11 protein-coding genes and 1 tRNA gene are annotated in these 12193 nt (G+C 43.9%); 2 read left to right on the top strand and 10 right to left on the bottom strand.

What is annotated here, in order from left to right; translation table 11 throughout:
* Nucleotides 1–246, bottom strand: a complete 246-nt coding sequence (locus SSCH_RS17625; protein WP_084711076.1) for a transposase family protein — start codon at nt 244–246, stop codon at nt 1–3.
* Nucleotides 247–411, bottom strand: coding sequence for a hypothetical protein (locus SSCH_RS18335; RefSeq protein ID WP_156972225.1), 165 nt, complete (start codon nt 409–411; stop codon nt 247–249).
* A 215-nt stretch (nt 412–626) separates the two neighbouring features.
* Between SSCH_RS18335 and trhA the strand changes: the two genes are divergently transcribed.
* Nucleotides 627–1259: a PAQR family membrane homeostasis protein TrhA gene (trhA, locus tag SSCH_RS09795; protein ID WP_044665299.1), complete on the top strand. Its 633-nt coding sequence runs from the start codon at nt 627–629 to the stop codon at nt 1257–1259.
* 152 nt (nt 1260–1411) lie between these two features.
* Here the strand turns inward: trhA and SSCH_RS09790 are convergent, their stop codons facing one another.
* The 7 genes from SSCH_RS09790 to SSCH_RS09765 all read right to left on the bottom strand — a co-directional run bounded on the left by SSCH_RS09790 (nt 1412) and on the right by SSCH_RS09765 (nt 10565).
* Nucleotides 1412–2254 (bottom strand): DUF4349 domain-containing protein, encoded by an 843-nt coding sequence (locus SSCH_RS09790; RefSeq protein WP_044665298.1) that lies wholly within the window; start codon nt 2252–2254, stop codon nt 1412–1414.
* Between the two features lie 130 nt (nt 2255–2384).
* Nucleotides 2385–2513 carry a hypothetical protein gene (locus SSCH_RS21030; RefSeq protein ID WP_269746172.1) on the bottom strand — a complete coding sequence of 43 codons (129 nt, stop codon included), beginning with the start codon at nt 2511–2513 and terminating at the stop codon, nt 2385–2387.
* Nucleotides 2514–3587, bottom strand: a complete 1074-nt coding sequence (locus SSCH_RS09785; protein ID WP_044665297.1) for a glycosyl hydrolase family 18 protein — start codon at nt 3585–3587, stop codon at nt 2514–2516.
* A 292-nt stretch (nt 3588–3879) separates the two neighbouring features.
* Nucleotides 3880–6858, bottom strand: coding sequence for a restriction endonuclease (locus tag SSCH_RS09780; protein WP_044665296.1), 2979 nt, complete (start codon nt 6856–6858; stop codon nt 3880–3882).
* The gene (locus SSCH_RS09775) at nt 6855–7904 is read right to left on the bottom strand and encodes a virulence RhuM family protein (protein WP_052835539.1); all 1050 of its coding nucleotides are present in this window, start codon (nt 7902–7904) and stop codon (nt 6855–6857) included. Before SSCH_RS09775 ends, SSCH_RS09780 begins: the two co-directional genes overlap by 4 nt.
* 14 nt (nt 7905–7918) lie before the next feature.
* Nucleotides 7919–9892, bottom strand: a complete 1974-nt coding sequence (locus SSCH_RS09770; protein WP_044665295.1) for a site-specific DNA-methyltransferase — start codon at nt 9890–9892, stop codon at nt 7919–7921.
* A gap of 166 nt (nt 9893–10058) precedes the next feature.
* Complete coding sequence (locus SSCH_RS09765) at nt 10059–10565, bottom strand: WapI family immunity protein (protein WP_044665294.1); 507 nt, start codon at nt 10563–10565, stop codon at nt 10059–10061.
* A gap of 432 nt (nt 10566–10997) precedes the next feature.
* Between SSCH_RS09765 and SSCH_RS09760 the strand changes: the two genes are divergently transcribed.
* Nucleotides 10998–11594 (top strand): hypothetical protein, encoded by a 597-nt coding sequence (locus tag SSCH_RS09760; protein WP_198142364.1) that lies wholly within the window; start codon nt 10998–11000, stop codon nt 11592–11594.
* A 109-nt stretch (nt 11595–11703) separates the two neighbouring features.
* On the opposite strand, the gene SSCH_RS09755 is transcribed toward SSCH_RS09760, so the two are convergent.
* A tRNA-Ser gene (locus SSCH_RS09755) sits at nt 11704–11793 on the bottom strand.
* Nucleotides 11794–12193: the final 400 nt, after the last annotated feature.

Raw genomic sequence — 12193 nt, 5'->3', positions numbered from 1 at the left:
TTAGCCCATACAATGGATAAGCTCAAACTCATCGTAGCCGCAAATAATTCCGCAGGTCACGATGAATAAGATATCGGTTAATCGATGCCATATCTTCCCTTCCATTCTACTATCGTTCAATCCGCTAAAATAATCAAAAAACTTCCCTTGATATAAGCTTTCGCTCATCAGTATCCCCTCCACATATACTTCTGAGCTATAGCTTAATTCATAGTTGGTTGATTGTCCAGCAACTTTTACACCCATTTACTTCCTACATGAATTTGCCGTGCCCCTTTTTTTTCGCACTTCACTCCATAATGATTCCTTGATGCCGCTTTCCCTTGCTATAGCCAATGCCTCGTCATCTACATTCTCTTCCAGGGCGCCATCACCCTGCAGACGATACCATACGGGAGATAATTCAAGCAATACGCCTTATTTTACACACCCCTTGCTAAACAGCTGCCATTTGCTGCCCCCACCCCATTTGATCCCACATATAATAAAGGTATTTTCTTTGCTAAATATAACTCAAAAGTGATATCATTGTTTTAGTGACACAACCCACCACCTACGCTTAGGCTTTAAGAGATCAAAGCTTCTTGGATGGATCGTGTTAAACCAAAGATCAATCGAGTGATTTCATGACAGTAAGAGAACCATTTAACGGATTTTCTCACCTATTCGGTGCCGTATTATCAGTCGCTGGGCTGGGTTTGCTGATCAGGCGTGCTTTAAATTATGGCTCTGTTTTATATCTTGTTGCATTCATTATTTTTGGCATAAGCCTCATTTTATTATACACAGCCAGCGCGCTCTACCACCTGTTGCTCATCTCTGAACAGGTAACAAAAGTGCTCAGGTATATAGATCATATGATGATCTATATTTTGATCGCAGGCACATACACCCCCATTTGCCTGATCTCTTTGCGAGGCGTGCAAGGAAAAATTTTACTGATCAGCATCTGGGTGCTGGCAGTCGCCGGGGTTATCGTCACAGGATTTTGGCTAAATGCACCCAGGTATTTATCCACCCTGATCTATGCAGTTATGGGCTGGTTAATCATCGTGACACTGCCGCAGCTGCTCACCGCGCTCACTGTTCCTGGGTTTGCCTGGCTGTTGATCGGCGGCGTTTTTTATACTATCGGAGCCATAATCTATGGTTTAAAGCGGCCGAATCTTCCGTCCGGCCTCGGTTTTCATGAAATCTTCCATCTGTTCATTATCGCCGGCAGCATCTGCCACTACTGGGTCATATTTAATTTTGTTTGACATTCCCCCCGCGCCATAACAGGCATGGCTTTAAAAAAGCAGGATTTGGGGACAGGGTTCGGTTCCTGTAGTACCGCCCGCCACATTTACCCCGGATGACACCGCCGCTCAGGCTTAACGGTTCCGTTCCTGTAGTACCGCCTGCCACTCCATTATTCCTGTTTTTGTTTGTGTTTTTTAAATCTATAGACACCATAAACAATACCTGCCAGTATAATAAAAGGCCAGATTAACAAAATTCCTTTAGCGAGCAGTGTAATGGAGTTTATAAATAGATTCCATCCATCCTTAAAGCTTAATTTTGCTGTACTGGATATGTCCAACTTCTGATACAATTCGATGTTTAAGAGGCTGTAGTCAGTTGAGTTGTCCAAATACTTGATTTGTCCGCTGATATTTTCAATGGAAGTTCTGATGCGGGTAAGCTCATTTTCTATCTTCAGCATCTCTTCAATAGTTGAGGCTTTGCTGTACATTTCGACTAATCTTTTTTCCTGGGCTTCCAGTGTTTCCAATCTTGCTTTCAGGTCGATATATTCTGTTGTTACATCTCTAGTTGTTATTTGTGAATGATCTACTTTTCCGATCTCTTTGACCCCTGAAAAAAACTTCTCGAAGTTTTTCTGGGGAACCTTGACAGCCATAAAGACAACTTTTTTGCTCTTCTGTACATTTAGGCTGTAGTCATTAATATAACCCTCATATTTTTCTGTTAAACTGACAATTTCTTCTTCTGCCTGGGAAATGTCATTGGTTTCAATGGTTAAACTGCCGTTTTTGATAATTTTCTGTTCAATATTATTATTTTGAGGCTGCCCTGAATCTCCTATTTGAGCAATCTCTGATCCTGAAGATTTATCCTCCCCACTCCTGGCATAATCATATTGAGGGGTGCTGTTTTCCACGCTTTTACTGGCACAACCACTGCATAAGCATAAAACCGGTATTAACAATAACAAAATAATCCCTATAACTGCCGCATGCTTCTTTTTCAAAAAAACCCCCTCCCTCTTTTCTATAACTCAATAATAAGTTATTTAGTAGCTCCACGCAACGGAAAACAGCAATAATACCCCGTTAAAGGTTGATTATCTCAACCAGATACGACTCATTATAAATCCCCCCTTATACCGTCCGGAACACAATCTGTTCGGCTTTATCCTGACCCTGACTGCGGGCGGCAAAGGTCTGTACTGTGTTGGCCTTAAGCTGGCCATTGCCCTGGAAACCCTGGTCCAAACAGATAAACTGCACTCACTCCAATACTCTCTGGTTCTGATCCCAAAAGTCTTCATCCTCAAAACCTAACCGCCAAAAAGAACAACCCACCAGTTTATATTTCTTGACTAGCTCAAATTTTTTGGCGGCGCTAACCCCATTTTCAAACCAAACCACTCTTTCCCCGACCTGAGGGTCGGAATAGGTGACATAAGGTACCTGGTTTTCCTTGTCCCAGGATATCTGCCTGCCCCGCCTGGCAGCTAATTCCTTTATTTCCTGGCTTCCCTCTGCGATTGCCCTGGTACCCCCGACCATCCAGTTATAGCCATAGGCTGCGACACCCAGGGATATCTTCTCAGATGGCACACCCATTGCCAGAACTTCTTTCAGGTTCGCATCCACCCAGTACAGAGGCGCCACAGGCCCAGGTACACTTCCACTATGGCGGAAATCATAAGCCATCATCACTATCCTGTCTGCTGCCTGAGAAAGATGCGGGAGGTCATAAAGGGGTGCCAGGTGAGAAGGTGGCTCGATAGGAGGAGTCACACAAACATCCAAGCGCTTCCCTAAAGGCTTCAATTCTTTATGCAGCTCTTTTAATAAAGCCACCAATCCCTCCCTCTCAGCACTGTAGTCCCTGCCGGCAGTTATGATCATTTCAAGATCCAGATTAATGCCGTCATAACCATTTTCCCGAACTACTCTGCTGATATTGGCCACTGCCGCTTTCCTGATCACCGGATCGGTAAGCACAACACTGTTCTTGTTGCCAGTCAAAGCGACCAGGGGGATGGTCTTGATGCCCTCTGCCCGAGCTAATGCCAGTGCCTCACTATCCACCTCCACATCAAGTGTCCCGTTCCCTTGCAGGCGATACCAGAGTGGGGACAGTTCATCGATCAGTTCCTTGTGCTCCTGAAGGGAATCATAGGAAGAGCCCTGCCCACGGCCATTGACATAAAAGGCACAGAGCACTGGTCGGGGTGGTGCTTCCTCCTGCCGCTCTATCAGAGGGGTCTTAGTTTGCTCCCTGCAGCCAGAACTAAGAACAAAAGCAGCAAGCAGAGCAATAATCAACAATACCCATACGGTGCTGCGCCTCATATTTATCACCTCATCATTTACCGGGGTTTTATATAAAATAGCATACGATACCTATGTTGACAACTTTCACCAAATACCTTACCAATTAGGTACAACATTGGGTGGAGCTATTAGCATACTTTTTTATGCACAAAACAACAATCCCTAATGAAAAAAAAGCTTGAACCGGCTCTCTTCAAAAGCCGTCAAACCCTTAGCTGTTCAATCTGGCGGAGAGGGTGAGATTCAAGACCGCTCATTACAACCTACTCGGTTTCGAATCAAGGCAGTTGACCATCTCTCTGTATATTAGTTACTCCGCCAACACCTCATGAATACTTGTAGCCACTTTGAAATTAACACCAAGCGCATCAAAATGAGCTTGACCACAGTCCACCTTGAGATTCTCAGTTTCTCTGCGCCCGTAACGATCATGGGTGCTCTTGGTCTCACGCACCAAATAGAGCTTCTCTTCATTTTTCGTGACAACTGCCCAGTCGGGATTATAATCCCCCAGAGGTGTTGGCACAGTGAACCAGCGCGGCAGTTTACAGAAAAACTTTACGTTCTGGTCGGAATCTAGCCTTTTTGCAATTTCCTCTTCCAATCCGGAATCGTAAGGTATGTAGTCATACGGTGTACGGTTATCTTTGCTATGCACTTTATAGAGACGGGACAAATACTCTTCGATCTCCTTATTTTCAAATAAACACATCTCGTAACGCTGCCCCTCCAACTGCTCATACTTGATACCGTCAACAACCATTTCTTTTAGAGCCAGATTAATCAGTTTTGCCACCTCCGACATAAAGGCCTGGGGGTTAACAGTAAATTCCTTCAGACGATGAGATCGCTTAAGTATCTCCACCAGTGTACCCCGGGTCAGTTCGGTTTCCCGTTGCAGGTAAGAAAGTATATCCGGTAGATAACGGTGACCCCTGGCAAATTTAGTGCGGCTCTCCAAGACTCTTCCCCCTTCAATACCTGCTTCACTGATACCTACTGCTGTTTTATCGATTAAAATCCGCACTGGCTGGATTTTTTCCATCTTCTTTATTTTTTCAACAGCAGATGCAATAAGCTTATCTGTATCAAATTCCACCGAATACCGGGTTTTCTTATTGATCTTTTGCCAAATAACCTGGAACTCCTCATTCAGCTCAATGCGCTTGTTGTATATTAGAGTACAGCGCTGCCGGGAATCTACAACACGGTTCTTGAAAATATAGCGCCTCATCTCATCGGTAATAGCCATGCGCAGCGGTTCAAGCTCGGCAGGAAGTTCCAACCGGAAGCCCTCTTTCTCCGGAATAAATTTGTCGGTGATATCACCGTGTTTATCCAGGTAGCCTTCCTTTACCAGTGTCTGCCAAATCTTTTCCGATGCTTCCTGTCCAATAGGCTGCTCAGTAGTATTGTCAATCAGCCTGGCAAAAGCGATCTTTGCTATACGCCCGAATTTAAACCCGCCTCCGACATCCTTTTCAATGTCTTCCTGTAGTCCCCGTGCATAATCCTCAAAGGATTCACTGGCAATTACAGTCAGCCGGTTGATATTGTCATCATAGACCCGCTCCCCATTTTGGTTCACCGGCAAGCGCAGACCCCTGCCCAAAGTTTGTCGGCGTTCGCGCTCAGTGCCCATCTCACGCAAAGAACAGATTTGAAACACATTTGGGTTATCCCATCCCTCTTTTAGGGCCGAATGGCTAAAGATAAAGCGAAGAGGAACATCCTGGGATAACAGCCGTTCCTTGTCCCTCATAATCAACTGGTACGTTTCGTCATCGGCTTTGGTCGCTCCACTGGTGTCCTTCAAGCCAACAACCTTACCTCTTTTTTTGTCAACTGAAAAATACCCGTCATGCAGCTCATCTACGCTGAAAGGAAGCAAACCCTTATAGATTGGCTTCTGAGAAACTTCGTCAAAAGCCTCTTGGAACCACCTGGCTATCTTTCCTTGATGAGGGTTGCCCTCTTCATCATACCAGCGATAATTTGCCACCTTGTCTATAAAGAAAAGTGAAAGGACCTTGATCCCCTTGCCTTTAAACCTTAACTCCTTCTTGAAATGCTCCTCAACAGCTTGATGGATCTGAGCCTTGAGCAGTTCATCGCCCATGCCCCCCTCTTCTTGCCCCAGCGCAAGGGTTTTTCCGTTGGCAAACTCCACATGCTCAAGTCCTTTCTCAGCACAAATATTGGTTACAATATAGCCGTCATATCCTGGACGGTTGGTCTGTCGGCTGATGTCAGTTCCCTGCCTTAGGGTAATTTCCTTTTCCTTTGGCCCGTTTTTGGTGTCTATATGGATCGACGCCCTGGCATGTGGAGTCTTAGCGTTCTTGGCATAACCGATATTATCAATACGAATAAAAACATCATTGAAATTATCCTCTGCGCGGATTGAGGACACTTCAATCTGTTTGACCAATCGCATATCAAAGGCCCGAATGGGGTCAAGCCTATAGAGCAGATTATACGGATTGGTGTGGGTAGCTGAATAGCGCAAACAAAACAGGGGGTTCAGGGTCCTAATTGCCCGCTGGGACTTGGGAGTGTTGTCAACACTCTGTGGTTCGTCAATGATCACAATTGGATTGGTAGCCTGGATATACTCAATCGGTCGACGACCTGACATTCTGTCCTGTTCCTGGTGAATGACATTTAATTTTTTACGCTGGCTATCTGTTAATTTAGAATAGTCATCAATATTCCCGGCATCCTTCTGAAACGCCTGGATATTGATGATCATAATCTGGATTTCATTGCTTGTTGCGAACTGGCGCACCTTGGAAAGGTCACCGGAACTGTAAACAAAATAGTCAAAGGGAACATGATCATACAACCCCTTAAAATGCTCCCACATCAGTTTGATAGAAGATAAAACACCCTCACGAATAGCCACCGATGGTACCACAACAATAAACTTCTTAAAGTCGTACATGCGATTTAACTCGAAAATGGTGCGCAGATAAACATAGGTCTTTCCGGTACCGGTCTCCATCTCCACAGAGAAATTAGGGAACAAATAAGGATTTCCTTCGCCTATCAAAAAGCGGGATTTGGGGACAAGATTCCGTTCCTGAACCGTATGCAGATTCATTAGCAGCTGATCTTTTTCTAGCATTAAGCTGTTGCCTACACCCAGATCGTTAAAGATCGCACCATTCGGTTTCCAGGGACTGATTTCAAATTTACTTTGTTTCGGCGGCAATCCCTTGAAGAGGTCCGTTACAGATTGAATTGCATCTATTTGAAATTCCAGGTCGGGTTCAAATTTAAGCTTCATTCCTCTTCTCCCCCCGTCAGCTTCAGAACAGCTTTGCGAAGTTCCTCATCAGCCCTGTCCGCTTCAATCATCTGTCTATTTTTTGCAAACTTATTGTACTCACCATGTGCCAGTTCTTTGGCAATTTTTGCGGATATTTTTCCGGCATGTGTCAGTATGTCTCGGTCATTGAGCTTCAAAAAAGCGTCAAGCTTAACCTTCCAGTCAGCCATATACATAACTTTCCTCTGCCGCGCCTGTAACTCTGCAAAATCCAGGTACTGGTTAACCAACAGCCCCAACATCTTCATTTCTTCTTGATTCAAATAGTTCTTAGCTGTTTCTGTATCTTGTTTTGTTAGCTGCCTTCCCCGGCCTGCCCCTTTCCAGGTAGTAAGGCCCATATTGGGCTTCGAGGAATCTGCACGGGAATAAATCAGCTCAGCAGCAGTCATACCAGTAGCAGCATAAAGCATCTTGTTTTGCACAGTGGCGAAAAACTCCAGAGTCATGGGGCTTTTCGGATCATAGTCTGCACTCAGTGTATAAATATCTCGTACTTTCTGATAAAAGCGCTTTTCGGAGGCACGAATGGCCCGTATGCGATCAAGTAGTTCATCGAAATAGTCGATACCTCCAGGTTCAGAAAGCCGCTCATCGTCCAGAACAAAACCCTTGATTATGAATTCTCTCAACCGCTCAGTTGCCCACTGGCGGAATTGAGTGCCCCGATGCGAGCGAACCCGGTAACCCACAGCGATAATCATGTCGAGATTATAAAAGTCAATCTGACGTTCAACAGCCCGTTTCCCTTCGGTTCGAACTATTCGATACTTTCGAATAGTTGCCTCAGGCATAAGTTCACCATCTGCAAAAATCTCTTTAATATGATAATTCACAGTATTGACACCCACCTGAAACAGTTCAGCCATCAAACGCTGACTTAACCATACTGTTTCATCCTGCAGCCGTACTTCAATCCGCTGACGACCATCTTCGGTTTGATATAGCAATATTTGCCCTTTCGGCGGCAGCATATCACCTTTTTTGTAGTTATTGGCACCCATCTATAAATCCCCCCTTATACCGTCCGGAACACAATCTGTTCGGTTTTATCCCGACCCTGACTGCGGGCGGCAAAGGTCTGCACTGCATTGGCCTTAAGTTGGTCATTGCCCTGGAAACCCTGGTCCAGGCAGATAAACTGCATCGGTTCTGCTTCCGCTACCATATCAATAAGTTCGCTGGTGATTTCATCTTCCAAACAGATTAGCAATGCCCCATCAGCAATGGAAAAGACCGTCTTACCCGCCATTTCGAGCTTTTCTACTTTTTCAGTAGGCATAAAGCCCGCTTTTAATAGTAGTTCGTAGAGAATGTCTTCCTGTTTAGCCTCGGGATCGATATGGTCGATGAAGAGAGTAAGCTGTCTTACCAATTCTTTTTCCGAAATGTCGACATCGGTATCATTCCATATTTTGAAATTAGATCTATCAAGCTTGAAAACCTTAAAGCCGAGGTCGAGATCTGGCTGCTTTTCTTCAAATCCGGGCAATTGTCCTTTGGCTTCTCTCTCTTTAGCGGCTTGCTCCTCTTCAATCTTTTGGATCACCCGGCGGATACGCTCTTTGCCGATGTCAGCAATTGATTGTAAGTGACGATCCTCAATTAACTCGGGAAGCTGTACCATGATGAATTTGCGGTTGCCATTATCATATATGTTTTGTTTAAATACAGCCTCAGCTGCAGAACAAGACCCAGCGAAGAAATCTAGTACAATATCCCCGCCGTCATCTTTGGTAGCAATTTGGAGCATTTTGGCAACTAACCGCGTGGGTTTAGGAGTATCGAAAACTGAGTCCGATGAGGAAAAGGCAACATGTGCAAGCAGTTCCTTTTTGGCTTCCTGGGTATGCCCAACATCTTTATACCTCCACAAAGTTTGTGGTACAATTCCATGCTTAACTTCCTTTAAGAAACGCTTTAATCTAGGCATGTTGTTACCATTAACGCCCCACCAGATACGATTATCTTTATCAAGTTGTTCAAATTTTTCTTTTGATACCCTCCAATAAGTACCTTTTGGGGGGCCTTCAATTACACGACCAGACGGACAAATAACTGAATATGTTCCCTCGCCATAATAATTACGAGCACAAAGATCCGATGAAGACCAAGAACCACGAGGATCATTATCCGAGTTGCGATACCTTGATTTCATAGATTTTGTGCGTGGTAACAGGTTGGGCACCCATACTTCAGCGTTTTTGGCATAAGTCAATATATAATCATGGTCTTCAGAAAAATGTTTTGCTGTATTTTTAGGTGAAAAGACTTTTTGCCATATAATTGTTGCTACAAAATTCTCTTCCCCAAAAATCTCATCACATAACTTCCGTAAATTACTTACTTCATTATCATCAATCGATATGAAAATCACCCCATCCTCCCGTAGTAAGATACGCGCCAGGTAAAGACGGGGATACATCATATTCAGCCACTTTGTATGGAACCTGCCTTCATTGGGGGTGTTAGTGGAAGACTTTTTTCCCTCACCGTCCACCAACCCAGCATAAGAAAGGTATGTATCCAGAGATTCTTGATAATTATCCGGATAAATAAACTCCTTGCCGGTGTTGTACGGTGGATCGATATAAATCATCTTGACCTTGCCATAATAAGACTTCTGTAAGAGTTTGAGTACTTCCAGGTTGTCGCCCTCGATAAAGAGGTTTTCAGTGGTGCCGAAGTTGACCGATTCCTCCTGGCAGGGCTTGAGAGTTCCTATGGATGACTGCTGTATAATCTTTAGACAGTCTTTTTTGCCAGGCCAATCCATACCGTAGCGCTCCCTGCGGCTTTCAAACAGGTCGCTGAAAGTGCCTAACTCAGCCTTAAGCTTCTCGAAGTCAATGCTTTCAACAAGTTCACCTTTCTCATTTCTCGTTTCAGTAAAAACTGAAGGGAAAAGTTGTTTCAGCTTTGCCCTGTTGTCAGCACTGATATCCATTGATCGCAGATCAAGCCTTTCCGGACCCCTTTCTTTCCTGCTCATTCAATATCACTCCTTAAAAACTACTTCCATCAACTTGGTACTACTGCGAAAATGCGCTATACAATTGCTCTTATGCGCCTTGAACTAAGTTGCGGAAACATCAACTCGTTATTTTTTTCAGGGACAATTTGGGGCTTCGCGCTACAGTAACACTTTACTCCCAAAATTAGCTTCTTGCCTTTTCCCATTGCAACTCAAGTTGCGGAATTACCTTATTTAGGTATGCAAGCAACAATTCTATTTCCCTTCGACTGAACGGCAAAATATAATAATCCCCGTTGCCTGTAAGGTTTAGTACCAAATCCACGGAAATGTCCTGGATCCCGTATCCCTCTTTTACATAAAGAACATTCTTAAGAGTTCGCAAGTCGAGTGCCGTATTCAACTTAAACTCAATATCCGGTTCAACAAAAGACAATACCACGTCTTCTGTAATTTCGTCCCTTAGCAGACTGTCGAGACTGTCCCGAAGACACTGCACCTCTCCAAAGCCGAGTATTTCATTGTGCTCTTTATAGTTGAAAAAACGGTTCTTTATTGAGATTCCTACAACACACCAGCACTCGTGGATACAATCTCCGAGCAGACCATTTCCTAACCCGCTAATGTAGAAAGAAAATTTTGTATTGCCCATACCGCCCATACTCAGGTTTAATCCATTAATCCAACCCATTACCTTACCCCCCAATAACGGCCAGTCGTACTGGAAATATGATCTGTATAGGTTCCCGAAATGCCAGAACGATTGTCAATAAAGGGTACATTTCGCTCCCTAATTAAAAAGCACCATAGCACCATAAAAATGGTTAATGAAAAATATGTTCTCTAGAAGATCCATATTTTCCTGCACTTGTGGATAGAACAGGATACAACATCCCAGGTGGATACCCATGATTCCCAGGCAACACCAGCAGAAGATGAAAAACAAAGCCGGAGTCATGTAAGGATGCGTGGCCACACCTGAAACATTTTTTCGAAGGAGATTCCGCAACGGCACAATTAGAGCAGCGAATCATAGTAACCTATGATAATAATGGTAAGAGCTTTTTAGTGCTTCTAAATAAACATTTTGGGCCGGGCAATGAAAACATTATAGTAAATGCTGGTGCCTATAAATATTTTGAAGGGGGCAACCTGGCCGCCGGAAAAAGAATTATATCTTGCGGGGGCTATGGTGACTATATTTATTATCAAGTTGTTTATAATAATATACTCGATCCTCACCCGGAAGTGGAAAATTTTGAATCTCATGGAAGGCCTATTCTATTACCGCTATCACATTAGCACCGGAACCGTTGAAAACATCATGATCATGGATAAAATTACACTTCATGTTAACGCTAACAGCGAGATTGTGCTTGTCTCGGAATATGACTATCACACCCCCCTACTCGACAGCGGAAAAATAATTTCACTCGACGACAAAAACAAATATTTTACAATACCAGGTATAAAATCGGGTGGTGATATAATGGACTCTCGGTTTATATCTGAAAACCAACTCGCCTTCTATACGCCTAAAATGCTGTATTTTGCCAACTTAGAGAAAGGCCTGATCTATACTTACAAATTAGATGGCATTACGAGCATACAGCTTAACAATGCCGGCGTTTCATTTACAAACCTGGACATGATAATACGCTATTATACTATACGATGTTATTTGAAAGTATTTTTGGCAAATAAGCGATGGCGATATTGATTCTAAACAATCCGTCGCTCTATGAGTTCCCGAAAAACAATCCCTAATAAAAAAATAAAAAAGGCTTGACCAGCTCTTTCAAAGCCGTCAAACCCTTAGCTGTTCAATCTGGCGGAGAGGGTGGGATTCGAACCCACGAAGGGTTTCCCCTTACTCGATTTCGAGTCGAGCGCCTTCAACCGGACTCGGCCACCTCTCCGTAAGTTTTAATTTTCCAGACCATGTGGTCGGTTTTCAACAGAAACGGAATTCAGTTAAAATAGATCAAGAGAACCGTCCCCGTGACAGTTCAGCCCCGAACGCTGGGGCGGATTTTGTTAAAACACCAATTAAATTATATAAGCTTCCAGTTTAACTGTCAAAGTCATTTAAATGCTGACTATGCTTAAGCCTGGGAACTCCCTCTGGTGCTGTCCAAATTGAAAAGGAATGAACGGGTACCTGTGCTGTAGGTCTTCCTTACAAAGATAGGCAGAATCCAAAGGTAAACGCTATGATAGCACTGTGTATTTTACACCCTGATAGTTCATAATTCGTATCACTGTGCTCGTAGAAATAAGGCGCCATCCTATTCAGCACTTATAGACCCAATGGGATGC

The organism is Syntrophaceticus schinkii, assembly GCF_000946815.1.
In the GTDB taxonomy this organism is placed as follows: Bacteria; Bacillota; DSM-12270; order Thermacetogeniales; family Thermacetogeniaceae; genus Syntrophaceticus; species Syntrophaceticus schinkii.
Note: the sequence above shows the minus strand (reverse complement) of the source record. Positions and strands in the feature narration are given on the sequence as shown.